We start from the raw sequence: 22,699 nt of genomic DNA on the forward strand, positions 1-22,699 counted from the left end.
TGCTTCCTGGTGGCGCCTCGGCGTCCTGTAGTGGATGGCGCACACGCGCCGGCGAATAAGGTGCAAAGCCCCCTGCCATGAAACCATCGCTTGTCCTGAAGATGGGCCAGCAGCTGACGATGACCCCGCAGCTGCAACAGGCCATCCGCCTACTCCAACTCTCCACCCTGGACCTGCAGCAGGAGATCCAGGAAGCGCTGGAGTCCAACCCCATGCTCGAACGCCAGGAGGAAGGGGAGGATTTCGACAACTCCGACCCCATGGCGGAGAGCGAGCAGCAGCCCAACTCCGGTAGCCAGGAAGCAAGCTTCCAGGAAACCACCGTGCCCACCAGCGACAGCGAGGGCATCGACGAGGGCGAGTGGCACGAACGCATCCCCAGCGAACTTCCCGTCGACACCGCCTGGGAAGACGTATACCAGACCAGCGCCAGCAGCCTGCCCAGCTCCGATGATGACGAATGGGACTTCACCTCCCGCACCTCCGTCGGGGAGAGCCTGCAAAGCCACCTGCTGTGGCAACTGAACCTCGCACCGATGTCGGACACCGACCGCCTGATCGGCGTCACCATCATCGATTGCATCAACAACGACGGCTACCTCGAAGAAACCCTCGAGGAGATCACCGAGTCCTTCGATCCCGAACTGGGTATCGAGGTGGATGAGGTCAAGGTCGTGCTCAATCGGGTCCAGCAGTTCGAGCCCGCCGGCGTCGGCGCACGCGACCTGCGCGAATGCCTGCTGCTGCAACTTCGCCAACTGCCTACCAATACCCCCTGGCTAGGTGAAGCCCAGCGCCTCACAGGCGACTACCTCGACCTGCTCGGCAGCCGCGACTATAGCCAGCTCATGCGCCGCATGAAGCTCAAGGAAGACGAGCTGCGCCAGGTCATCGAACTGATTCAGGCGCTCAATCCCCGCCCGGGCTCGCAGATCGAAGCCAGCGAACCGGAATACGTCGTGCCCGACGTCATCGTTCGCAAGCACAACGACCGTTGGCTGGTCGAGTTGAACCAGGAGGCCGTGCCCCGCCTGCGCGTCAACCCGCACTACGCAGGTTTCGTGCGCCGTGCCGACTCCAGCGCGGACAACACCTTCATGCGCAACCAGTTGCAAGAGGCACGCTGGTTCATCAAGAGCCTGCAAAGCCGCAACGAAACCCTCATGAAGGTGGCTACCCAGATCGTGGAGCATCAGCGAGGCTTCCTCGAGTACGGCGACGAAGCCATGAAGCCGCTGGTCCTGCACGACATCGCCGAGGCGGTCGGGATGCACGAGTCCACGATTTCCCGCGTCACCACCCAGAAATTCATGCACACGCCACGTGGCATTTACGAGCTGAAATACTTCTTCTCCAGCCACGTCAGCACCTCCGAAGGTGGCGAATGCTCGTCCACCGCGATCCGCGCGATCATCAAGAAACTGGTGGCCGCCGAAAATGCCAAAAAGCCGTTGAGCGACAGCAAGATCGCTGGTTTACTGGAAGCACAGGGTATCCAAGTGGCCCGCCGCACAGTCGCCAAGTACAGGGAATCGCTTGGCATCGCACCTTCCAGCGAACGCAAGCGACTGATGTGAGCGGATTGATCCACGCCAAAGTGTTCCGGTGGCAGGCCCGTTAGCCTGTCTCTTACACACGGGCAATAAGGAGAAAGCGGTATGCAAGTCAACATCAGTGGACATCAACTGGATGTGACCGACGCCCTGCGCGACTACGTGATCGAAAAGTTCGAACGTCTGGAGCGCCACTTCGACAAGATAACCAACGTGCAAGTGATCATGCAGGTCGAGAAGCTGAAGCAGAAGATCGAAGCCACCCTGCATATCGCAGGCGGCGAGGTCGTTGCCAACGCCGAGCATGAAGACATGTACGCCGCCATCGACCTGCTGACCGACAAACTCGACCGTCAACTGATCAAGCACAAGGAAAAGCAGCTCAACCGCCAGCAGGGCGCGACCGTCCGCTGACCTCTCCCCTTCCCTATGATCCGACTTGAGCAAATCCTGACCCCCGGCCGTTCACTCGTGAACGTGCCGGGCGGCAGCAAGAAACGCGTGCTGGAACAGATCGCCAACCTCGTCGCACGCGACCTGGTGGATCTCGACTCGCAAGACATCTTCGAAAGCCTCGTAGCCCGCGAAAAGCTCGGCTCGACCGGCTTCGGCAACGGCATCGCCATTCCCCATTGTCGCCTTCAGGGCTGCGCTGCGCCGGTGAGTGCCGTGCTGCGCCTGGACGCGGCCGTTGATTTCGACGCCATCGACGGCGCCCCCGTGGACCTGCTGTTCGTGCTGCTGGTCCCCGAAGCGGCGACCGATGAGCACCTGGAGCTGCTGCGCCAGATCGCCAGCATGCTCGACCGCAGCGACGTACGGGATCGCCTGCGTCACGCGCAGGACAGCGAGAACCTGTACCAGGTGGTCGTCGACGTGCAGAACGCACAGTAGGCACCGGCATGCGCCTGGTCATCGTCAGTGGTCGTTCCGGATCCGGCAAGAGCACGGCACTCGACGTACTCGAAGACAACGGCTTCTACTGCATCGACAACCTCCCCGCCGGGCTTCTTCCCGAGCTCGCCGAGCGCGCCCTGCTGCACACCGAACTGCTTCACCCCCAGGTTGCGGTGTCCATCGACGCCCGCAACCTGCCGAGCCAGCTCCAGCGCTTCCCGGAGCTGCTCGCCGAGGCCCGCGCCAAGCACATCCTCTGCGACCTGCTGTACCTGGACGCGGACGAAGAGACGCTGCTCAAGCGCTTCTCCGAGACCCGCCGGCGCCACCCGCTGACCACCGAGAACCGATCCCTGGCCGAGGCCATCCACGACGAGAGCAAATTGCTCGCGCCGATTGCCGACCTCGCCGACCTCAAGATCGACACCACGCACCTGAACCTCTACCAGTTGCGTGACACCATCAAGCTGCGCCTGCTCAACAAGCCCGAACCCGGCACCGCCTTCCTGGTGGAGTCCTTCGGCTTCAAGCGCGGCATGCCGGTGGACGCCGACCTGGTATTCGACGTGCGCTGCCTGCCCAATCCCTACTGGAAGCCCGACCTGCGGGACTTTTCCGGGCTCGACAGCGTCGTGGCCGACTACCTGGCCGCCCAGCCCGATGTCGAGGAGATGTACCAGGACATCGTCGGCTACCTGAACAAATGGCTGCCCCGGTTCGCCGCCAGTAACCGCGCCTACGTCACCATTGCCATCGGCTGCACCGGCGGTCACCACCGCTCCGTGTACCTCGCCGAGCGCATCGGGCGCGCCCTCAAACCGCTTCTCAAGAACGTCCAGGTTCGCCACCGCGACCTCACCTGAAAGGACAAACGCGATGCCTGCCTGTGAAATCACCATCTGCAACAAGCTCGGCCTGCACGCCCGCGCTGCGGCGAAGTTCGTCGGCGTGGCAGGCCGCTTCCCGTGTCAGGTCCGCGTCGGACGCTCCCCGGAAAGCCTGGTGGACGGCAAGAGCATCATGGCCGTGATGATGCTGGCCGCCGGCAAAGGCACGCCCATCCACCTGCACACCGATGGGGACCAGGGCGACGAAGCCCTCAACGCCCTGATCGAGCTGATCAACAACAAGTTTGACGAGGGCGAGTGATCGCCCCTTAAGAAACGCCTGGAGCCCGCAAGGGGCCTAGGCTAGCGCCACTTCGGCAACGTCCACACCCTTCTCGCATTTCGTTTCACTGTCCACAAAACGTCCACACCCGTCCGCCAAAGGGTTCAGATTGACCACCTCTGCGAGGTGGCCGGGGCTGAAGTGGGCGTAGCGCATGGTCATGGTCAGGCTGCTGTGGCCGAGCACTCTCTGCAGGGTCAGGATGTCGCCGCCGTTCATCATGTAATGGCTGGCGAAGGTGTGGCGCAGCACATGGGTCAGTTGGCCTTTCGGCAGGCCAAAAGCCAGTTCTGCCGAGGCCAGTTCGAAAGCCTTGTAGGTTGCCGAGTAGGAAGAGCGCCACGGCAGTTCGCGTTCCAGCATCGCCTGCAGCTCTGCTGAGATAGGCACCGCCCGGTTCCGGGCTGACTTGGTGCGGACAAAGTAGATCCGGCCGTCGCGTACCTGGGCGGGTGTCAGCGCCATGGCTTCCGACCACCTGGCACCCGTGGCGAGGCAGACGCGGGCGACCATGCCCACTGTGGACGGATGCTGATCGAGCTTGGCCAGCAGCTGCGGGATCTGCTCTCGGCTGAGGTAGCCCATCTCGGTCTCGTCGGATGGCAGGGCTCGCACCTTGTTCAGGGGGTTCTCCCCTTCCCACTTTTCCAACCGCTCCAGCTCATTGAACATGGCGCGCAGGTGGACCAGCTCATGGTTCAGCGTCTTGTGGCCGACAGGCCGAGCGGTCTCCCCTTTACGCTTGCCGGAGCCAACCGAGCCGCGCCCCCACTTACCCGCCAGGCGGTCCGCACGGTAGTCCCCGAACAGTTCAGCGGTGAAGTTGCAGACCTTCGGATCGCCCATGCGCTCCACGGTCGTCAGCATTTCCTTGCGGCGCTTGTCGCCCCGCTTCAACGTGCTGCCGTGGAGGGTGAACCACAACCCGACCAGCTCGCTGAGGCGGCGCTCGTCGCGTTTCGTCCTCTTCTCGAACTCGCCCCGTGCACCGTCACCCATGATCCGGTTCTGATAGACCTGGGCTTCGTTCCTGGTGCGAAACTTCTTGCGGATCCGCGTGCCGTTGCGCCCCTCGGGCCGGCAGTCCACCAACCACTCACCGCTATCCAGCTTCTTGATCGACACAGGCCTAGACCGGGCTGACTTGCCCAGCCTCCGGCGCCACCTGGTCGGCCATCAGCCACAGGGTGTATTTGGTGAACAACGGGTGGGTGGTGATCTTGAGCAGCGCCAGGGCGCTTATCTCACGGCGGCGGGCCAGTTCGTAGTTCTTGAGCGTGTCGACACTAAGCCCGACCAGCTCGGCCATCTGCCCCTGGGTCAACTGCTCGCTTGCGCGAATCAGGCGCAGCTTCTCGCCCAGTTTCATTGACCGATCACCGGACTGATCTGGCCGCACTCTGGGGCTGTTTCATCCGTAACCAGCCACAGTGCGTACTTCTTGAAGCGTGGGTGCTTGGTCACTTTAAGCAGCTCAACCGAGCTGACAGACGCTCGACGACCGTACTCGTAGCCCTTCCAGGTCTCCAGCTTTATCCCTGTGATTTCGCAGATCTCCCCCTGAGTCAATCGCTCAGTCAGGCGCACTTCCTTGAGTTTCGAACCCAGCTCCATCCCCTACCCTCTTGACAATGTGCGTATGCACATTCAGCATGTGCATATGCCACCTTTTTCGGCATATATACACATGGAGCTTATCAAATGCAGATCACCATCGACACGCCTTACACGACAGTCAGGGAGCTGTCCCGCCGTTCTGGCCAGTCTGAACGCACCATCCGCAACGAGATCGAGAAGGGCCGGATCCTGATCCGGGAGAAGACCGAAGGCAGCAAAGAAGCCGTGCTGGTGAACATGATTCATCTGGCCATGGAGGCCGCCGAACAAGCCGAGCGCGTGCGCGGCCAGCAACGCGCCACTGCCGCCACCCAGGGTTAAGGGGGCGGCATGAACTTCGAGGACATCTACCGGCTCGACGTGATCCAGGCCCTGGAGAACGACCCGCAGCTGGACTTCAAGGACATCGGCGACACCTACCTGCAGAAGGGCCTCTGCCCCAACTGTGGCCACCGCACCCTGTACGTCAGCCGCAAGCAGCCCTTCCAGCTGGCCTGCAACCGGCTGAACGAATGCCGCCACACCGAGAAGACCCGCGAGCGCTACAGCTACCTGTTCGAGAACCTGAGCGAGCGCTTCCCCAGCACCGAGGCCAACCCCACCGCCACCGCGGACGCCTACCTGCAGCGCAATCGGGGCTTCGACATCAGCAAGATGCAGGGCTGGTACACCCAGGCGCGCCGCAAGCTGGCCGATGAAAGCTGGGGTGACACCGTGCGCTTCCCGCTGTGCGACGGCTACTGGGAACGCCTGATCGATGCCCGCGCGGTCGCCCGCAACGACGGCAACAAGGCCGGCATCAAGTGGAAGATGAACTACAAGGGCCAGGGCTGGGTGCCACCGGGGCAGACCTTCGAGAATGGCGACCGGGTGTATGTGGTGGAAGGGATCTTCCACGCCATCGCCCTGTACCTGGCCGGCTACAAGGCCATCGCGGCCATCAGCTGCAACAACTTCCCCTGGCAGATCATCGAGGACAACAAGGGAAAGCTGATCACCTGGTGCATTGCCCTGGACAACGACAAGGCCGGGCGCGCGGCGGTGCCCAAGTACCTGGCCCAGCTGCGCAAGCTGAAAGAAATCGGCTGGGTAGCACTGGGCGAGCCCGGCCGCGACTGGGACGACGTGTACCGCGACGGCCAGCTGGACGACGCCTATCTGCAGGAAGCCTGCTACCAGGGCCGCCTGTTCTGCGCCACCTCACCGATGAAGAAGGCCTATCTGCTGTACCTGAAGAAGCGCACCGGCTTCTTCCTGGTGGAGTTCGGCAGCTGCCTGTACGCGGCACGGGTGAACCTCACCGAGCTGCAGAAAGACATCGAGGGCGACGACGTGGAGGGCCACCAGCCCGAGTTCGTCAAGCACACCACCATCAACGAGGTAGCCAACTGCCTGCCGCGCTTCGAGTACATCGAGCGCGATGCCGTCACCGGCGAGCAGCGCTTCTTCTTCAGCTTCGAGTTCCCCAACACCCGGCGCAGCTGCCGCGAGGCACTGCCGCCCAGCTCGGTGAACGACCCGCGCAACTTCGCCAAGGCCCTGATCGAGAAGACCCCCTTCGGCACCTTCGACGGTGGCGAGAAGGTGCTGGCCATGCTCCGCAAGGAGTGGCAGCGCGACGCCCGCACCGTGCGCACCCTCCCCTACATCGGCTTCGACGACGACACCGCCGCCTACTGCTACCCGACCTTCGGCTACCACAAAGGGCAAGAGATCATGAACAACGAACACGGCTACCTGGACGTGAATGGCGAGGGCCTGAAGACCTCGGTGCGCAGCTTGCCGGTGGTGCGCGGCGGCGACTTCGACCCGGAGTGGTTCGCCGACTTCATGGCCGTGTTCGGCCTCAATGGCCTGGCGGCGCTGGCCTGGTGGACGGGCACGCTGTTCGCCCAGCAGATCCGCGCGGCGCAGGCATCCTGGCCGTTCCTTGAGCTGACCGGCGATGCCGGCGCGGGCAAGTCCACCCTGCTGCGCTTCCTCTGGATGCTGGTCGGCCGGCGCAATGAGGAAGGCATCAAGCCCAGCGGCAGCGGCGCTTCAGCCATCGGCCTGCTGCGCGCCATGGCGGCCGTCAGCAACCTGCCGGTGGTGCTGCTGGAGTCCGACAAGACCACCACCGACGCCATGGGGCGTGAAGTGGTGGTGCAGTACAACTGGGAGGACATCAAGCCGCTGTTCGACTACAACGCCAAGCTGCGCGTGACCGGGGTCAAGAGCACCAACGCGGACACCGAGGCGCTGCTGTTCCGGGGCGGCATCTGCATCTCGCAGAACGCCAAGGTGGAAGGGCACGAGGCGATCATCACCCGCATCGTCTATCTGCACATGACCCGCGCCCACCATAGCCCGGCGCTCAAGCCACTGGCACAGCGCCTGCGCGGCATGGACGTGGAAGACGTCGCCGGCTTCCTGCGCGCGGTGCTGTGCGACGAACGCGGCTGGCTGGAGCGCTACTTCACAGCCTTCGCCCACTACGAACAGCGCTTTCAGGCCCTCAAGGGCGTGGAGCACAGCCGGATCGTGCAATGCCATACCCAGGTGATGGCTGCCGCCAAGGCTACCCAGGCGCTGTTCCCCGCCTGGACGGACAACGACCTCGAGGCCCTGGCCAAGCACCTGGAGGGCTGCGCCCTGGAGCGGCAGCAGTGCATCGGCGCCGAGAACCGCAGCGCCGCCCAGTTCTGGCAGATCTATCACTTCCTGAATGAAGACGTGGTGACCACCACGGACGGCGACGGCACCCGCGAAGAGATCCGCGAGCGGCTGAACCACAGCCATGATCGTGACCTGATCGCCATCAACCTGGAGCACTTCCAGCAGGCCTGCCGCCAGGCCGGCATGGAGGTCATCCCCGCCGTAACCCTGCGCCGTGTGCTGCCGCTGAGCACCACCCACCGCTTTATCGAGGTGCGCAAAGTGCGCTCGAAGCTGGAGAAGCGCCCCCTCAACTGCTGGGTGTTCGCCAAGCGGGGGAAAGAGTGATGGATCGGGGGATGAAGTGCCGTCTGGGTAGGCCTGCAGGCTGTATCAACGTTTTGTGCGTACTGCCTCATTCTGTCCGGAACATCCGGAACATTAGATTTAATAAGAAAAATATTCATAAGAATCAGGTACTTACAAGAGAAAACCTGTTCCACAGCAGGTGGAACAAACCTGACGCAACCGGAACCGAATCGTTCTTCTTTGTTCGGTCGGATTTTCATAAAGCGGAACATCCAAATAACCGCTACAGCCTTAGTGCCATGGGCGTTACAGCGATTCCAGGGAAAACGCCGTTCTCATATGTTCCGGTAGCACCGGAACATTTTCAGAACCCTGAAAACCCCGAACGGCGCGGGCTCCAGACTTTCACCCCTATGCATGTTCCGGATGTTCCGGACGTTCCGGGGGCATACGCGGGGTTTTGGTTTTTCTCGCCCCTCTGCAGCCCGGCGAGGTGCCCGCCATGGCCGAGCTGAGCCCCACCGAAATCCACCGCCGCGACTGCCTGGCCCGCCACTTTCTCAATCACTGGACGCGCCAGGACATCGTGGACTGGCTGGATCACCCCAAGCGCGGCAAGGCCCTGCGCGACGACATGCGCGCCCGCCTCAACCGACTGAAACAGGAGTACCGCAAGCGATGAACGCCCTCACCCAAGCCCCCGAGCGCTGCCCCCTGGACCCAGCACGCGGTCGTGACTTCCCCCGCTGGTGGCAGCGCGCCGCGCAGCTGGTGGAACTCCCACTGGGCCAGCGCGACCTGGACGTGTCCGGTACAGGACTCGCACCGCTGCTCAAGCGCCTGCAAGCCCTGGACACACCTCGGCGCGCCCTGCTGCTGACCATGGCCTGCCTGGCCAACCCGCAGCGCGCCGAATGGCTGCAGGCCGAGGTCGGCCTGCACGTCGGCCAACTGACCGCCACCGACCTGGGCGCCGAGGTGTTCCAGGTACTGGTCGGCCTGCTGGCTACCTTTCACACCACCCCCAGCAACTGAGAACGGAGCCACTCATGAACGAGTTCAACCTGCACGATCAGATCGCCAAAAAGCAGGCCTACCAGGCCCAGCGCCACGCTGTGGTCACCAGCGGGATGCAGGCGCTCAACCGGCTGATTCCCGTAGCCGTGCGGCCAACCGGCCAGGGCCGCGCCGTCGGCCGCTTCCTGCTGGGCCTGTACAACGGCCCGGACTACCGCTTCGACCTGACCGAGCTGCGCGGCCTTGACCTGAGCAAGTTCGAGGACTGCCTGCGCGTGCTGATGATGGATTACAGCCCGGAAGTGGAGATCCACGAACGGGTCCCGAACGGTCAGGCCATCTGGGCCGAGCTGGTGGCCATGTGGGGCAGGGAGGTACGGGCGTGATCGTTTACTACGGCGCGAACGGCATCAGCGGCGAGCTGCCCTTGCCTTCGATCTACCTGGAGAACGCCACGGCCACGGATCTGGCCGAGCTGGCCGCCAGCGACTTCTGGCGACACCGCCCAGGCGAACAGCCGTCCCTGGTGACCTTGATTCACCTGATGGACGTGGACGGTAACGATCTGGGGATTTTCGAGGTTCGGCGCGATATGCGCCCGGTATTCACCGCCACGGCACTGCCGGTGGCGTGAAAGAGAAGTGCTGGAGGAGCGGCAACTCCCCCGGCACCAACCACCACTTAGGAGAGACGTGTATGCAAGCACAACACCCACGCGGTAGCGCCGTGAAGGCTACCACACCGGCCATCCACCTGCTGGGCCAGGCCCTGATCGGCTTCCAGGTGAACCGCAGCCAGGCCTCCCGCGAGCACCTGGAGCAGTTGGCCACCCAGGCCCAGCAACGCGGCGAGCTGAGCGCCGCTGACGTACGGGTGATCGCCACCCTGCTGACTGCCCCGAGAAAGCCCCGTTCCGCCACTTTGCAAGCGCGTAAGGAATCAAGATGAGTACACAAGACGACGAGAAACTGCAGGCGAAACTCAGAAAGCTGATGGCACTGGCAGAGCGTGGGGAAGGTGGAGAGAAAGACAATGCCCGCCGAATGCTTGAGAACATGCTTCGCCGTCATGGCCTGACACTGGATGACCTTCAGGGCGACAAGCGCGAGATCCGCTGGTTCTCATGTGTAGGCCCATTCCAGCGCCGCCTGGCACAACAGATCCTCTCCAAGGTGACCGACAGTTTCGACGTGGCCGCCTACACCAGCAAGAAACGCCGTTCCCAAATTGGTGTTGAGGTAACGGCATCTGAGGCTATCGAGTTCGAGCTCCATTTTTCCGTGCTCAAAGCCTCTCTGGCTGATTGCTTCGAGCAGGCCTACTGCGCGTTTGTCCAGGCCAACCGGATCTTTGCCCCAACAGCGGACGATGGTGCCGCGCCAAAAGCCCTCAGCGAGCAGGATATGGCAATGCTGGCGATGGCTTCCGCTATACAGCCAACACCAGTTAACCCGCGCTTGGAGGCCCGAAAATGATCATCACCACCCGACTGAGCGCCGGCAGCTACGTGGCCCGCGCCAAGGGCCAGAAGGCCACCTCCAGCAGCGCCGAGAGTGCCCGCCGTGCTGCCGAAAACCTGGCCACCAAGCTGGGCTTTCACCCCGACCTGGTGGAACTGGAAGACGAAACCGGCGGCGTCTGCACCTTCTCGCTTCCGGAGGCCGACGATGCGTAACCGTTCCGTGCGCGGCTGCTGTGAAGACGTGAAGCGGCTGGTGAGCTTCGCCGAGGCAGCAGGCTGGATGGTCGCCAAGACCAGGAACCTGCACCTGATGTTCAGCAAGGCAGGGCGTCGTGCGGTGTTTTTCAGCGGCACCCCCGGCGACCGCCGCGCCTGGCTCAACGCCAGATCGCGGCTGATCCAGGCTGACAAGCTGGCGAGCTGACCGGAAGCCAAACCCGAATCTGGGGTTTGGGACGCTCAATCCCACCACTTCAACGGGGCGCTTCGGCGCCCCATTTTCTTGCCACAACTCGCTGTCGAGAATGAGTGATCGAGCGCAAGCAGCACGGTGCAGTATCGTTATATCGACACTTAAATAGTAAACACCCGTTAACACGCACACTCCGCGAAAACCCTGACGCCCCGTTGTTCTTTTGTACTTTTGGCCATTTGCGCCTTTGCACTTTTGTACATTTTCAGACGTGCACTATCACTATATCGAACACGAGAATTCGCGAATTCCGAATTCGGGACTACGTAATTAAGTAATTACTTAAATACGTAATTACGCAACCTTCTAAAACTCTGAAAGCCCCGCCAAACCTAGCTTTCAGCCCCCAAGATGGGATATGAGGAAACTTCACGTCCTAACATGGGAAACGAAATAAGCAAGCTGAAAAAAGTGCTTGACCGCACAAATTTTCAGTAAGTAAAGTTCGACCCGCTTAGATCTGCCATTCATGGAGTAAACGGCAATGGAAAAGTACACAAACAGCGCCATCAATCCCCGCGACGAGATGGATGAGGTAGCCCAAGTTATAAGTTTCCTCGGTCGAGTAATCGGCGCTGTTTCGTTGGATGATTATGAGCGCGTAGGTGCCCAGATCGTGGCTGAGTGGTCCGCTGAGCGGCTGCGGAATTGCTCCGCAGCCATGGGTCAAGCCGGCAGCGTCCCCAGTTGATCGAACAGCTGACGCTGTTGGGCTGGCGGGAGTTCACGGAGGCGGTCGAATAGCAACTGATCGATTGCCCCGGCCGCCGGCCGCAGGGCGTGCGAGTAGGTGAGATTCATCACGAACGTATGGCCACACCGAGGATCCAGGCACTGGCAATACAACCGGGCGAACTCCACAGATAGCGCGTCCCTCGAACCGATTCTGGCCTTGCCGCCACATTCCTTGCAGTAGATCCGCACCGTCTTGCCCTCCCCCGAGGTGTTCGAACGGGCACATTCTGCCACAACATCTAGTGGTCATCCGCTTCCGCGAACGCTATTCGCCGGTCCTGCCGCAGCACCTGGTTCAGCTCCAGGAAGAGCAACTGGATAGGGCGGATCTCGTTGTTGGTGTACACCCGGTCGATCTTCTCGATATCCCCGAAGCCGCCCACGTTCTCCGGCATGATGCCGGCCAGCGCGGGGTTCATCCGGTGCGCGGCGATCACGTCGTTGCGGGTGATGTTCTTCACCTTCTCCAGTTCGTCCTTCGCCTGGAAGTCGCCCACGGGGATGATCTGAATCGCCTTCTCGGCACCGCCGGGGATGTTCACGAACATCGAGCGGAAATTGCCCACGCCCTTGCTCGCCCCGATCTGCGCCTTCATTTCCTCTTCATCCTCTTCGGTCAGGTCGGGGTCGTTGGTGTAGAAGATGAAGCCCGCGTGGGCGCCGTTGCTGTAGTAGCGGCGCCGGAACAGGGTGGCCGCCTCGTTCAACAGCAGCGCCTGCATGCCGCCCAGGTAGTCGGGCACGCCGTAGATGTTCTGCTCCACGTCGTAGTCCATGACGTGCACCACCTCGTCGGCCTCGAACTCCACTTCCTGGCCGTTGGGCAAGAGCATGACGAAGCCGCCATCCACCTTTACCCGCATGTTGATCGCCGGCAGGTGCTGCAGCTCGATCACCTGCCCGAAGGCGTTTTCCAGCGCGAGGAAATAGGCCTCGCCGAACACGATGAAGTCCAGCACCCCGCAGCCCAGGGTGCGCGTGCTGCAGCCCAGCGACGGGATGAAGTCACGCAGCAGCAGGTTGCGCTTGAACTTCGGGATGGCGCCGTGGTGCGCGTTGGCGCGCAGCAGTTTGGCCAGCCCGGTGCGCGACACCGGGGGCACATACAGCCGGCCGTCGTGACTGGGGAAGACGCCCAGGTACTCGCCTATGTTGCCGGTCAGCACCTGCTCCGGCGCTCCGAACGAGAACGCCCGGGTGCTGCGCTGTTGTTCCCGCTTGCTGTGCTGTCTTCTTTGCTTTGCCATGGCTGCCCTGGTCGAGTGTCGAGTAGCGGCTACGCCGCCGCTTGTTGGTGTTGAGGGGTTCGTGGTGCAGCGCGTGCATCACCGCCCAGGCGATATCCGCGTGGCCGGTGGCATCGGTGCGCGATGCGCTGTAGGTGATCTGGCCGCTGGCCGTGGTGCCGCGCTTGATGGTGAGGAAGGCCTGGGCGACGTCGGTCCAGCCGGCGTCCCACTGGATCCGCCCGGCCTGGATCGTGTCCTGGGCTTTGAGCACCAGGGCGTTCTTCGCTTCCAGGCTGTAGTGGATGGGCGTTGCGCGGGGGAAGAAGTCCCGCACGATGTCGAACACCCCATAGCCGACGCCGGTCACGTCGATGCCGATGTGCTGGACGTTGAAGCGCTCGCAGAGCTTCTTCACCTGGGCGGCCTGGTACGTGAAGGAGTGGCCCCGCCAGCTGTGCTTCTCCAGGATCCGGAAGCGCGCCCCTGGCTCCAAGGGCGGTGCCACGACAACGCACGTCGCATCGTCGCGGGTGCGGCTGGGGTCATAGCCCAGCCAGACCGGCGCATTGCCGTAGGGACGGTCGTCGTCGGGGTCGTAGTCGGTCCACAGGCCGAGGTCGGAGTAGCAGCGTTCGAGGTCCGCCAGGGCGAAGACGCTCTGTGTGCTGTCGATGAATTTGCACATGTAGAGCTGGTCGAAGCGCTCTTCGTCGTTCTCCAGCCTGAGCCGGTCGATGTCGAACAGGGTGCAGCCACCGGCCTGGGCGTCCAGGATGGTGATCACCTTGCGCCATTGGCCGTCCGGGCACAGCGCCCCCTGGTGGATGGCGGCCTCGCTCGGCCAGTCTTTGGCCAGCTTCTTGCCACGCTTGCTGTTGCGGAATTCCTCGCCGGTCCAGAACGGATAGGCCTGATGGGTGACGGCGCTGGGCGTGGAAAAGTAGGTCTTGCGCCACCGCGCGTGGGAGGCCATGGCGCCGGCCAGGCCGTCCAGCTTGGCGAAGTCGCGGATCCAGAAGTATTCGTCGATGTAGACGTGGCCGTGGTGCCCCTGGGCGGTGCTGCTGTTGGTGGAGAGGAAGCGCAGCTCGGCCCATGGCTTGCCGTCTTTCGACAGCTGGATGGGGTTGCCGGTGAGCTGCAGGCCGAACCACTCGGCCGCGAAGCCGACGATGTAGCTGCGGAAGATCTCGGCCTGGGCGCGGCTGGCGGACAGGAACATCTGGTTGTCGCCGGTCAGCACCGCATCCATGAAAGCTTCGGCGGCGAAGTAGTAGGTCAGGCCAATCTGTCGGCTTTTGAGAACGTTGCGGATCCGAGCCGTCAGCGGGTTCTTCTTCGCCTCGAACAGCTCCAACTGGTAGCCGAACATCTTGCTGGTGAACTTCTCCAGGAAGTCCACTTCGGTCAGGGCGCTGATGTCGTTCTTCGCCGGCTTCTCGCGGCGTTTGCCGCGTTCCTTGCGCCGCCCTCCCCCGTCGCCCTGGCGCTCGCCCTGGGCCTCGGCCGCTGCCTCCGGGTAGGGCTGCAGCGACGGCTTGGCGGCCTGCTTCTGCAGGCGCTCGCGCACGGCGGTGAGGCGGTCCAGCTCGTTGAGGTCGTCTTTCGAGAGGTTGCCGGGCTTCTCCAGCAGCAGGGTGATGCGGCGGCTGACGGCGTTCAGCGGCTCTTCGTCCGTGAGCATCTCGTCCCAGCCGCCTTTGGCGATCCAGTAGTAGATGATCCGAACGTTCGGCAGGCTGAGCTGTGCCTGAATTTCGCGCGGCTTGGTGCGGCGCAGGTACAGGCGTTTGGCGGTTTCCTTGATTTCGGCTGAGTAGGGCATGGGCCGCAGTCTATGCGGCGAAATGCGCCGAAACGCGCCCTATCGTTTCGATAAATTCCTATTTCTATCAGATAGTTACAGCGCAAAAGCAAAGCGTTTGTTCACGCTTTTCGGGGTGCCTATGGTGGCGGCAACTGAACCGCCACCGAGCTTTGAGCCCATGCCCCGTTCCCTCGTCTCCTACTGGAAGCGCGTCGCCGTAAGCGGCCCAACCGTGGACGGCCGCGAGATCACCCCGCAGGAGCTGCGCGATATCGCAGAGACCTACAAGCCGTCTCGCTATACCGCCGTGATCTGGGCTGAGCATGAGCGCTGGTATGGCTCGCACGGCACCGTGTTCGCCGTGCGCCTGGTCGAGGACGACCCGGAGCTGGAGGAAGGCCAGGTCGCCCTCGAAGCCCAGCTGAAGCCCAACGACAAGCTGCTGCAGCTCAACGACCGGGGCGAAAAGCTGTTCACCAGCATCGAGATCTGGCCGAACTTCGCCAACACCGGCAAGGCCTACCTCACCGGCCTGGCCGTCACCGACGAGCCGGCCAGCCTGGGCACCCAGGAACTGTACTTCTCCCGCCGCACCCACAAGGCCACCTATTACGCAGCTTCCGTCGAGCTGGGTCAGCTGCGCGACGGCGACACCGACAGCACCGATACCAAAGGGCTGATCAACGCACTGACCACTTTCTTCAAGCGCTTCTCAGTCGAGGCCGCGCCCACCCCTCCCCCGCAAACCACAACCGAGAGCACCCCACCAATGGATGAAGCCACCGCGAAAGCGTTGAAGGCCCTCCTCGAGCAGCTGCTGATCGTCGCCGCCGGTATCCAGGCAGTGATCGAACCGGCCGCCGAGGAAGTCGACGACACCGAAAACGAAGACCTGGTCGAAAGCGTCGAGGAGGCCGTGACCGAGATCGTCGAGCAGGCCGAAGCAGATCGCGAATTCAGCCGTCGCAGGAAGGCGGGCCAGGGTCTGGAAAAACGCTTCTCGAAGCTGGAACAGCAGATGACCAAGCTGCTCAACACCGCCCAAGCCCGCCAGTTGCCGCGCACCACCGGTGCCGTCACCCCGGCCAAGAAGAAGGTGTTCTGACATGGCCCAGCCGCTGAGCACCCAAGGTGCAGAACGCTACGCCCAGCTGCAGGCGGACATCGCCGAGACCTACGGCGTCGAGAACCCCACGCGCCAGTTCGCGGTGGAGCCCAGCATTGCCCAGGAGCTGAACGACAAGATCACCGCCCGCGCCGACTTCCTGGAGCGCATCAACATCGTGCCCGTCACCGAGATCAAGGGCGAGAAGGTCTTCATCGGCGTGAATGGGCCGGTCACGGGTCGCACCAACACCAAGCTGAAGGACCGCGAGGCCAAGGATGCATCCGGGCTGGATAACACCCAGTACGAGCTGCAGGACACCCATTCGGACGTGGGTCTGCCCTACGCGAAGATCGATGCTTGGGCGAAGTTCCCCGACTTTGCCGACCGCTATTCGGCCGCCGTGCAGAAGCGTATCGCCCAGGACCGCATCATGATCGGTTTCCACGGCACCCATGCGGCTGCCGACACCGACCCGCAGGCCTACCCGAAGCTCCAGGACGTGAACAAGGGCTGGCTGCAGCAAGCCCGTGAGCAGATCCCCGCCCAGGTCCTTAGCGAAGGCAGGGTGACCGGCAAGGTCACCATCGGCAAGGGTGGCGACTACGCCAACCTCGACGCCGCCGTGCATGACACCAAGCAGATGGTGGATGAAGTCCTGCGCGATGACGGCGACCTGGTGGCGATCATCGGCAGCGACCTGCTGGCCGCCGACAAGGCCAAGCTCTACACCAAGCAGGGCGACACCCCGACCGAGAAAGAGCGCATCGAGCTGGCCCAGGTGATCGCCACCTACGGCGGGCTGCCGGCCTACAGCGTGCCGAACTTCCCGGTGAACGCGATTCTGGTCACCAGCTTTGACAACCTGTCGATCTACTTCCAGGACTCCAGCTGGCGCAAGCAGACCGTCGACAACCCGAAGCGCTCCCGCGTCGAGGACTACAACAGCCGTAACGAAGGCTACGTGATCGAGCAGCTGGAGAAGTTCGCGCTGACCGAGAACATCGAAGTGCTGCCGGAGGTGGCGCCGTGAGCCTCGCCCTGGCCCACAAGCGCCGCGTCCTGGCTGGCAGCGACCTTGCCAGCTCGGCCCCGGCCGCCCAGCCCTACAGCGCCGCCAACGCCTTGAGCAGCCCGGCCAACGCGCAGAAGCACCTCAAGCTGATGGAGTCGGCGCTTGCCGTAGACCTGGAGCGCATCAGCCGGATCGACAGCCGCGAGCAGCGTCAGCTGCTCAAGCGCGACGAGCTGCTGCCCAAGTACCTGGAGTACGTGCAGCGCTACCGCGAAAGCGGCCTGAACTACCCCAACCCGGTGCTGGCGTACGTCCTGGTGTGGCTGTTCGACACCGCCCAGTTCGAGCAGGGAATGGAGCTGGCCACCTTCGCCATGGCGCAAGGCCAGGAACTGCCCTTCGACCGCAACATCCCGACCTTTGTGGCGGATGAGGTGATCGACTGGGCCGAAGCCGAGCACAAGGCAGGCCGCAGCCCCGAGCCCTACGTTTCCAACCTGCTGCCCCTGGTGGATGGCGAGTGGAAGCTGTTCGAGCGGATCCCCGCGCGCTTCCACAAGCTGCTGGGCGTGCTGGCCATGGAGCGCGACGAGTGGGCCCCGGCCATCGAGCACTTCACCCGCGCCGAAACCCTTTACCCCGAGATCGGCGTGAAGACCCGCCGCGAGGCCTGCGAGAAAGCACTGCGCAAGGCCGAGCAGGGCAACGCCCCCGAGTAACCGTCTACCCACCCCCAGCGGGGCCTGCCCTGGTGTAACGGCTGCCTGCAGCCAGGACCACCACCGGCAGTCACCCCGCCCTATTCGAGCGGCCAGCCATGAGCTTTTCCGGCAAACCCACCACCCTGGTGGAACAGGTGATCGAGAACGACGGCTTCTGGCCGGATCTCGGCGTGGCCGAGTTCCAGAAGGGCTACCGCCTGCCGGCGGAGTACCTGGTGGAGCTGCTGGCCGATGGCATCACCGCTGCCATGGGCGAAGTGAACCGCGACCTGGCCAAGCGCAAACGGGCCTGGCTGGCGGCCGGCGTCACCCAGGTGGCGAGCGCCGACCCGCTGCTGCTGCCGGAGCGCGGCTTCTACGTGGCCATCTACAAGCGCGCGGTTTACTGCCGCGCCAAGGCCTACCTGCTGCAGCAGTTCGCCACGGTGAACCGCCGCGCTGAGGCCGCCAACCTGGCCAAGGAAGCGCCAGAGACCCACGAAGCCTTCCTGGCCTACAGCCAGCAGGCCGTGCGCCAGATCCAGGGCCGGGGCCGTGTGACGGCGGTGCTGCTGTGATCAAGCTGCGCGCCCTGACCGCCTTTCTGATCGAGCGCCGCCTGGTCGCTGCCGAGCAGCTGGACAGCTGGACCGAACAGGTCTCCCTGCCGCTGTACTGGAAGCACACCGAGAACGGCCTGCACATGGGCGATATGCGCTACCGCGCGGTGATCGTCCTGGAGCGCTTCGCCGACCATCCGGGCCGCCTGATGGCCCTGGTCGGATCCTGGCTGGAGAGCAACGACCCCAACCGCGAGGACGACGCGCTGCCGGCCCCGGTGTTCGAGGTTGACCAGCTCGACCCGGACCTGGCCGACGTGGAGCTGCAGCTGGAGTTCATCGAGCCGCAGCACCTGGCCGAAGACGCCGATGGCGAGATCGAGGCCTTCGGCAAGCGCTGGGCGTTCGTGCCCTTTGATCTGTGGATTGCCCACGACGGGAGGGTGACCGATGGCCACACCGACCGTTGATTTCGACGTGCGCGGCCTGCTGGACGCCGAGCAGTTGCTGGCAGCGCTGGCCCTGCCGCCGCCAAAGCGCCGCCGCCTGCTGAACACCATCAGCAAGCGCGTGCGCACCGGTAACCGCAAGCGCATCCGCGAGCAGCGCAACGTCGACGGCACCCCCTACGCCCCCCGGAAGAACGGCAGCAAGCGAAAGATGATGCGCGGCCTGGCCAAGGCGCTGCAGGTGGTCAGCCTGAGCCCTGACGAGGCCGTCCTGGGCTGGGGCAACCGCCTGATGGGCAGCATCGCTGGCGACCACCAGCACGGCCGGCCGCAGTCCATGAGCGCGGCCCGGATGCGCCGTGCCGGCGCGACGCCCGACTACGACGAACCGGCCTCCCGCTTCCAGGCGCGCGCCCTGCTGAAAGCCGGTTACCGGATCCGTGCCGCCAAGCGCTGGAAGCGCCCGAGCCTCGGCTGGATCCAGGCGAACCTCACCAACGGCCGAGCCGGCCTGATTCTTTCCAAGCTGCTCGACGAAACCAAGAAACAGCGCTGGCAGATCGAGCTGCCGGCCCGTGCCGTCCTGGGCGCGGATACGCAGGACGTGCGCGAGATCGCCAACACCGTGCTGCAGCAAACCCTCAACGCACCCCGATAGCGAGGCCTCGCATGGCTCAAGGCAAAGTCAGCGTCAACAACCTGAACCTGGGTCAAGGCCCGGTGACGGAGATCGAGCGCTATTTCCTGTTCATCGGCCCGGCGTCCAAGAACGTCGGCAAGCTGATCCCCCTGAACACCCAGAGCGATCTGGACACCGAGCTGGGCATCCCCGCCAGCGACCTGAAAACCCAGGTGACCGCCGCGCGCCTGAACGGCGGCGACCGCTGGGCCTGCATGGCTGCTCCCATCGCCGCAGACGGCAACTGGCAAGACGCCCTGGACAAGGCCCAGCGCGAAGGCGTTTCGGTGGAAATGGTGGTGGTCACCCAGCCGATCACGTCCGGCGCCGAGCTGTCGGCGATGCATGACACGGCCGTGTCGATCAACAACCGCTACGGCCGCCGCGTGATCTTCATCGCCGCATCCGTGGGCATCAAGGCGGGCCAGGACTGGGCAACCTACCTGGCCGAGCAGCGTGCGATCACCGCCGACCTCTTGGCCCCGCGTGTGATGGTCGTGCCGCAACTGCATGGCAACGACCTGGGCGTGCTCGCGGGCCGCCTGGCCAATGCCGCCGTAAGCATCGCCGACAGCCCCATGCGCGTGGCCACCGGGGCACTGCTGGGCCTGGGCACCACGCCGCAGGACAAGGACGGCATCCCGCTGCCGTCCGCGATCTTGGCCGAGCTGGACAAGTCGCGCTTTTCGGTGCCGCAGACCTACCCGGACTACCCCGGCGTGTACTGGGGCGACGGCAACATGCTGGACGCCCCCGGCTCCGACTTTCAGGTGGTGGAGTACCTGCGGATCACCGACAAGGCCGCCCGCCGCGTGCGCATCCTGCTGATTCAGCGCGTGGCCGACCGCAAGCTGAACAACACCCCCAACAGCATGGCGGCCAACAAGTCCGCGCTGATGCGCCCGCTGCGCGAGATGTCGCGCTCGGTGCTGTTCGCCGGCATTCAGTTCCCTGGCGACATCGAGCCACCGAAGGACGACGCCATCACCCTGGTGTGGATGAGCAAGACCAAGGTGGAGGCCTACATCTCCCTGCGCCCCTACAACTGCCCCAAAGACCTGACCGCAAACATCGCGCTGGACCTGTCCAGCGGCGACGAGGAGTAAGCCATGGCCCGAATCAGCGGCATGAACTTCGACGTGAACCTGGGCGACCTCCTGGTGCACGTCGAGAAGGCCACCCTGGACATCACCGACAACAGCGCGGTGGCCCAGACCGGTGGCGTCCCCGATGGCCATGTGGACGGCGACGTGTCCGGCGGCGGTGAACTGGAGCTGGACAGCGCCAACTTCGGCCTGCTGATGGAGGCCGCCAAGCGTGCCGGCAGCTTCCGCGCCATGGAGCCGTTCGACGCGGTGTTCTACGCCAAGGCCGGCGACGACGAACTGCGCGTGGAGGCCTTCGGCCTGAAGCTCAAGGTCTCCAGCCTGCTGGATATCGACCCGAAGGGCGGCAGCAAGTCGGTCCACAAGGTGCCCTACGACGTCACCAGCCCGGACTTCATCCGCATCAACGGCGTGCCGTACCTCGACGCCAGCGAGATCGAGGGCCTGCGCTGATGCCGGACTGGGTAGACCGCGCCGTGGCGCGCGAGGAACTGGAACTGGCGCGCGCCCTGGCTGCCCAGCTCGCCAGCAACCGCCCCGCCGGCCCCAGCCTGGACGACTGCATCGACTGCGGCGACGAGATCCCCGCCGCGCGCCGCGCGCTGGGTGGGATCACCCGCTGCGTGCCCTGCCAATCCACTTTCGAGAAAGGACACCGCCGATGACCAGCCCCTGGCCGAACTTCTCGCAGGCTGAACTGCGCTGCAAATGCGGCCGCTGTAGCAGCACGGGCGCCGAGATGGATCCGGCGTTCATGGACCGGCTGCAGCGCCTGCGCACGGCCTACGGCAAGCCTCTGGTGCTGTCCAGCGCGTACCGCTGCCCGAAGCACCCGGTGGAAGCGAAGAAGGCCCAGCCCGGTGAGCACTGCACGGGCAAGGCCGTGGACGTGGCAATTCGCGGGCCGGAGGCGTTGCGCGTGCTTCAGCTCGCCCTGGAACTGGGCTTCACCCGCATCGGCGTGAGCCAGAAGGGCACCGCGCGCTTCCTGCACCTGGGCACGTCCGCTGACGGGCGTTTCCCCTCCCCCGCCATCTGGAGCTACTGAGCATGACCAAAGCCGTGATCGTCGCCCTCGCGCTCGCCCTGTCGGGCGCCACCCTGCTGCTCGCCGCCTGCAGCAGCCAGAACCTGGTGGGCAGCACCGCCGCCACCCTGGTGCAGCGCTACTGCGACACGCCAGAGGTCGGCCGCGTGGTGCTGCGCGAGGCCATCGCCACCAGCACCGCCCCGAACCGGATCCGCGTGGAGTGCGCCGCCGATGCCCTTTAAGTCCGACCTGGAACTGCGCTCGCTGCCGGTGGATGACGCCTGGGAGGTGATCCAGCCGCTGGCCTACGTCACCCGCGACGACCGCCTGGTGCTCGTTCCGGTGGGCTATCGCACCGACCTGGCCAGCGTGCCCCGCCTGGCCTGGCGCATCGTGCCGCGTGACCACGCCCTGGCCCGCCGGCCGGCGGTGGTGCACGACTACCTCTACACCCACCAGACCCACCGCTTCACCAAGGCCGAGGCCGACCAGGTCTTTCATCAGGCCTTGCTGGAGGAAGGCATGGGCAAGGCCCTGGCCTGGCTCATGTGGTGCGCCGTGCGCATCGGCGGCCGGGGCAACTGGGGGCGCATCTGATGGAGCTGTCCGCCATGGCTATCAGCGTGCTGCTGATGCTCACCGAGCTGGTGTTAACCGGCGTGGTGGGCTTCCAGGTGTACCTGTTCAAGCAGGTCAGCGCGGCCCGCCGCGAGCACCTGGAGTTCCGCATCGAAGTGGCCGAGCGCTACGTGCGCGCCGAGCACATCGACAAGGCGATGGAGAAGCTGGAGGACCGGCTGGAGCAACGCCTGCAACACCTTTTCACCCAACCCCCGCAGAGGAAAAGAACATGAGCGAGGTCCGCGAGATCACCCTGGAAGTCAGCGAGAAGGAATTCACCTTCACCCTGGATCCGCAGCTGGTCACCAAGTACTTCAACGGCCTGACCGCCACCAACAAAGTGGCGCCGTCGCACAACCTGCTGACCACCGCCGTGAAGCAGGAACAGCTCGCCAGCCTGCGCCCGCTGCTGGCCAACCCGCTGACCACCATGAAGCTGGCCGGCGCGCTGCTGGAAGAGTACGCGCCCGACGTTGAAGTGACCGTAAAAAAGCCCTCGCCCACGCCGAGCGCCTGACCGAGGACGGC

General features: G+C 64.1%; 35 protein-coding genes. 29 read left to right on the plus strand and 6 right to left on the minus strand.

The features are described from left to right. Positions 1–77 precede the first annotated feature (77 nt). From RTK35_RS26770 to RTK35_RS26790, 5 genes are all read left to right on the plus strand, one after another. The gene (locus RTK35_RS26770) at positions 78–1,577 is read left to right on the plus strand and encodes an RNA polymerase factor sigma-54 (RefSeq protein WP_107328699.1); all 1,500 of its coding nucleotides are present in this window, start codon (positions 78–80) and stop codon (positions 1,575–1,577) included. 81 nt (positions 1,578–1,658) lie between these two features. Continuing rightward, positions 1,659–1,967, plus strand: coding sequence for a ribosome hibernation-promoting factor, HPF/YfiA family (gene hpf / locus RTK35_RS26775; RefSeq protein WP_044409703.1), 309 nt, complete (start codon positions 1,659–1,661; stop codon positions 1,965–1,967). Positions 1,968–1,982: 15 nt separating this feature from the next. After that, positions 1,983–2,447 carry a PTS IIA-like nitrogen regulatory protein PtsN gene (gene ptsN, locus RTK35_RS26780; protein WP_044409709.1) on the plus strand — a complete coding sequence of 155 codons (465 nt, stop codon included), beginning with the start codon at positions 1,983–1,985 and terminating at the stop codon, positions 2,445–2,447. Between the two features lie 8 nt (positions 2,448–2,455). Next, a complete protein-coding gene (gene rapZ, locus RTK35_RS26785; protein WP_142011891.1) occupies positions 2,456–3,313 on the plus strand; it encodes an RNase adapter RapZ in 858 nt (285 codons plus the stop codon). Positions 3,314–3,326: 13 nt separating this feature from the next. After that, the gene (locus tag RTK35_RS26790; protein ID WP_074971626.1) at positions 3,327–3,599 is read left to right on the plus strand and encodes an HPr family phosphocarrier protein; all 273 of its coding nucleotides are present in this window, start codon (positions 3,327–3,329) and stop codon (positions 3,597–3,599) included. Between the two features lie 36 nt (positions 3,600–3,635). On the opposite strand, the gene RTK35_RS26795 is transcribed toward RTK35_RS26790, so the two are convergent. Genes RTK35_RS26795 through RTK35_RS26805 form a run of 3 tightly spaced genes read right to left on the minus strand, consistent with a single transcriptional unit; the run spans position 3,636 to position 5,234 of the window. Continuing rightward, entirely contained in the window at positions 3,636–4,745 is a 1,110-nt protein-coding gene (locus tag RTK35_RS26795) for a tyrosine-type recombinase/integrase (RefSeq protein WP_316909387.1), read from the minus strand. 4 nt (positions 4,746–4,749) lie between these two features. Then, positions 4,750–4,989: a helix-turn-helix transcriptional regulator gene (locus tag RTK35_RS26800; protein ID WP_316909388.1), complete on the minus strand. Its 240-nt coding sequence runs from the start codon at positions 4,987–4,989 to the stop codon at positions 4,750–4,752. After that, positions 4,986–5,234, minus strand: a complete 249-nt coding sequence (locus RTK35_RS26805) for a helix-turn-helix transcriptional regulator (RefSeq protein ID WP_316909389.1) — start codon at positions 5,232–5,234, stop codon at positions 4,986–4,988. Before RTK35_RS26805 ends, RTK35_RS26800 begins: the two co-directional genes overlap by 4 nt. A gap of 87 nt (positions 5,235–5,321) precedes the next feature. Here RTK35_RS26805 and RTK35_RS26810 point away from each other — a divergent pair, with 87 nt between their 5' ends. The 10 genes from RTK35_RS26810 (at position 5,322) to RTK35_RS26855 (ending at position 11,086) form a co-directional block, all read left to right on the plus strand. Beyond that, positions 5,322–5,558: a hypothetical protein gene (locus tag RTK35_RS26810; RefSeq protein WP_316909390.1), complete on the plus strand. Its 237-nt coding sequence runs from the start codon at positions 5,322–5,324 to the stop codon at positions 5,556–5,558. A 9-nt stretch (positions 5,559–5,567) separates the two neighbouring features. After that, a complete protein-coding gene (locus RTK35_RS26815) occupies positions 5,568–8,222 on the plus strand; it encodes a toprim domain-containing protein (RefSeq protein WP_316909391.1) in 2,655 nt (884 codons plus the stop codon). A gap of 463 nt (positions 8,223–8,685) precedes the next feature. After that, positions 8,686–8,865 (plus strand): hypothetical protein, encoded by a 180-nt coding sequence (locus tag RTK35_RS26820; protein ID WP_316909392.1) that lies wholly within the window; start codon positions 8,686–8,688, stop codon positions 8,863–8,865. Continuing rightward, positions 8,862–9,218, plus strand: a complete 357-nt coding sequence (locus RTK35_RS26825; protein WP_182851900.1) for a hypothetical protein — start codon at positions 8,862–8,864, stop codon at positions 9,216–9,218. Before RTK35_RS26820 ends, RTK35_RS26825 begins: the two co-directional genes overlap by 4 nt. Before the next feature lie 14 nt (positions 9,219–9,232). Further along, a complete protein-coding gene (locus RTK35_RS26830) occupies positions 9,233–9,586 on the plus strand; it encodes a hypothetical protein (RefSeq protein WP_316909393.1) in 354 nt (117 codons plus the stop codon). Beyond that, on the plus strand, positions 9,583–9,834 hold the full coding sequence (locus RTK35_RS26835; protein WP_069564644.1) for a hypothetical protein: 252 nt from the start codon (positions 9,583–9,585) through the stop codon (positions 9,832–9,834). Before RTK35_RS26830 ends, RTK35_RS26835 begins: the two co-directional genes overlap by 4 nt. A gap of 62 nt (positions 9,835–9,896) precedes the next feature. Further along, complete coding sequence (locus tag RTK35_RS26840) at positions 9,897–10,148, plus strand: hypothetical protein (protein ID WP_316909394.1); 252 nt, start codon at positions 9,897–9,899, stop codon at positions 10,146–10,148. Continuing rightward, positions 10,145–10,675 (plus strand): DUF2786 domain-containing protein, encoded by a 531-nt coding sequence (locus RTK35_RS26845; protein ID WP_316909395.1) that lies wholly within the window; start codon positions 10,145–10,147, stop codon positions 10,673–10,675. The genes RTK35_RS26840 and RTK35_RS26845 overlap by 4 nt, the downstream gene beginning before the upstream one ends. Further along, positions 10,672–10,875: a hypothetical protein gene (locus tag RTK35_RS26850; protein WP_316909396.1), complete on the plus strand. Its 204-nt coding sequence runs from the start codon at positions 10,672–10,674 to the stop codon at positions 10,873–10,875. Before RTK35_RS26845 ends, RTK35_RS26850 begins: the two co-directional genes overlap by 4 nt. Next, a complete protein-coding gene (locus RTK35_RS26855) occupies positions 10,868–11,086 on the plus strand; it encodes a hypothetical protein (RefSeq protein WP_316909397.1) in 219 nt (72 codons plus the stop codon). Before RTK35_RS26850 ends, RTK35_RS26855 begins: the two co-directional genes overlap by 8 nt. 714 nt (positions 11,087–11,800) lie before the next feature. Here the strand turns inward: RTK35_RS26855 and RTK35_RS26860 are convergent. Genes RTK35_RS26860 through RTK35_RS26870 form a run of 3 tightly spaced genes read right to left on the minus strand, consistent with a single transcriptional unit; the run spans position 11,801 to position 14,923 of the window. Then, entirely contained in the window at positions 11,801–12,058 is a 258-nt protein-coding gene (locus RTK35_RS26860; protein WP_182851896.1) for an ogr/Delta-like zinc finger family protein, read from the minus strand. Positions 12,059–12,108: 50 nt separating this feature from the next. Further along, positions 12,109–12,963, minus strand: a complete 855-nt coding sequence (locus RTK35_RS26865) for a phage portal protein (protein WP_316909398.1) — start codon at positions 12,961–12,963, stop codon at positions 12,109–12,111. Continuing rightward, entirely contained in the window at positions 12,875–14,923 is a 2,049-nt protein-coding gene (locus RTK35_RS26870) for a terminase large subunit domain-containing protein (RefSeq protein ID WP_316909399.1), read from the minus strand. Before RTK35_RS26870 ends, RTK35_RS26865 begins: the two co-directional genes overlap by 89 nt. 160 nt (positions 14,924–15,083) lie before the next feature. Between RTK35_RS26870 and RTK35_RS26875 the strand changes: the two genes are divergently transcribed. The 14 genes from RTK35_RS26875 to RTK35_RS26940 all read left to right on the plus strand — a co-directional run bounded on the left by RTK35_RS26875 (position 15,084) and on the right by RTK35_RS26940 (position 22,688). Next, positions 15,084–16,010 carry a GPO family capsid scaffolding protein gene (locus RTK35_RS26875; RefSeq protein ID WP_316909400.1) on the plus strand — a complete coding sequence of 309 codons (927 nt, stop codon included), beginning with the start codon at positions 15,084–15,086 and terminating at the stop codon, positions 16,008–16,010. Position 16,011: 1 nt separating this feature from the next. Beyond that, a complete protein-coding gene (locus tag RTK35_RS26880; RefSeq protein ID WP_316909401.1) occupies positions 16,012–17,043 on the plus strand; it encodes a phage major capsid protein, P2 family in 1,032 nt (343 codons plus the stop codon). After that, complete coding sequence (gpM, locus tag RTK35_RS26885) at positions 17,040–17,744, plus strand: phage terminase small subunit (RefSeq protein WP_182851891.1); 705 nt, start codon at positions 17,040–17,042, stop codon at positions 17,742–17,744. The genes RTK35_RS26880 and gpM overlap by 4 nt, the downstream gene beginning before the upstream one ends. 98 nt (positions 17,745–17,842) lie before the next feature. Further along, on the plus strand, positions 17,843–18,304 hold the full coding sequence (locus RTK35_RS26890) for a head completion/stabilization protein (RefSeq protein ID WP_182851890.1): 462 nt from the start codon (positions 17,843–17,845) through the stop codon (positions 18,302–18,304). Beyond that, positions 18,301–18,756 carry a phage tail protein gene (locus tag RTK35_RS26895; protein WP_182851889.1) on the plus strand — a complete coding sequence of 152 codons (456 nt, stop codon included), beginning with the start codon at positions 18,301–18,303 and terminating at the stop codon, positions 18,754–18,756. The genes RTK35_RS26890 and RTK35_RS26895 overlap by 4 nt, the downstream gene beginning before the upstream one ends. Continuing rightward, positions 18,737–19,393 carry a phage virion morphogenesis protein gene (locus RTK35_RS26900; protein WP_316909402.1) on the plus strand — a complete coding sequence of 219 codons (657 nt, stop codon included), beginning with the start codon at positions 18,737–18,739 and terminating at the stop codon, positions 19,391–19,393. Before RTK35_RS26895 ends, RTK35_RS26900 begins: the two co-directional genes overlap by 20 nt. An 11-nt stretch (positions 19,394–19,404) precedes the next feature. Continuing rightward, the gene (locus RTK35_RS26905; protein ID WP_316909403.1) at positions 19,405–20,520 is read left to right on the plus strand and encodes a DUF2586 domain-containing protein; all 1,116 of its coding nucleotides are present in this window, start codon (positions 19,405–19,407) and stop codon (positions 20,518–20,520) included. Between the two features lie 3 nt (positions 20,521–20,523). Continuing rightward, positions 20,524–20,973 (plus strand): phage protein, encoded by a 450-nt coding sequence (locus tag RTK35_RS26910; RefSeq protein WP_316909404.1) that lies wholly within the window; start codon positions 20,524–20,526, stop codon positions 20,971–20,973. Beyond that, a complete protein-coding gene (locus RTK35_RS26915; protein ID WP_069564659.1) occupies positions 20,973–21,185 on the plus strand; it encodes a TraR/DksA C4-type zinc finger protein in 213 nt (70 codons plus the stop codon). The genes RTK35_RS26910 and RTK35_RS26915 overlap by 1 nt, the downstream gene beginning before the upstream one ends. Next, positions 21,182–21,568 (plus strand): D-Ala-D-Ala carboxypeptidase family metallohydrolase, encoded by a 387-nt coding sequence (locus RTK35_RS26920; RefSeq protein ID WP_316909405.1) that lies wholly within the window; start codon positions 21,182–21,184, stop codon positions 21,566–21,568. The genes RTK35_RS26915 and RTK35_RS26920 overlap by 4 nt, the downstream gene beginning before the upstream one ends. 2 nt (positions 21,569–21,570) lie before the next feature. After that, positions 21,571–21,792, plus strand: coding sequence for a hypothetical protein (locus RTK35_RS26925; RefSeq protein ID WP_069564660.1), 222 nt, complete (start codon positions 21,571–21,573; stop codon positions 21,790–21,792). Beyond that, positions 21,782–22,147, plus strand: a complete 366-nt coding sequence (locus RTK35_RS26930) for a DUF1353 domain-containing protein (protein ID WP_069564661.1) — start codon at positions 21,782–21,784, stop codon at positions 22,145–22,147. The genes RTK35_RS26925 and RTK35_RS26930 overlap by 11 nt, the downstream gene beginning before the upstream one ends. 14 nt (positions 22,148–22,161) lie before the next feature. After that, positions 22,162–22,404, plus strand: a complete 243-nt coding sequence (locus RTK35_RS26935; RefSeq protein ID WP_232104258.1) for a hypothetical protein — start codon at positions 22,162–22,164, stop codon at positions 22,402–22,404. Beyond that, positions 22,401–22,688: a putative phage tail assembly chaperone gene (locus RTK35_RS26940; protein ID WP_182851885.1), complete on the plus strand. Its 288-nt coding sequence runs from the start codon at positions 22,401–22,403 to the stop codon at positions 22,686–22,688. Before RTK35_RS26935 ends, RTK35_RS26940 begins: the two co-directional genes overlap by 4 nt. Positions 22,689–22,699: the final 11 nt, after the last annotated feature.

It is taken from the genome of Pseudomonas sp. zfem003, assembly GCF_032621675.1.
In the GTDB taxonomy this organism is placed as follows: Bacteria; Pseudomonadota; Gammaproteobacteria; order Pseudomonadales; family Pseudomonadaceae; genus Metapseudomonas; species Metapseudomonas otitidis.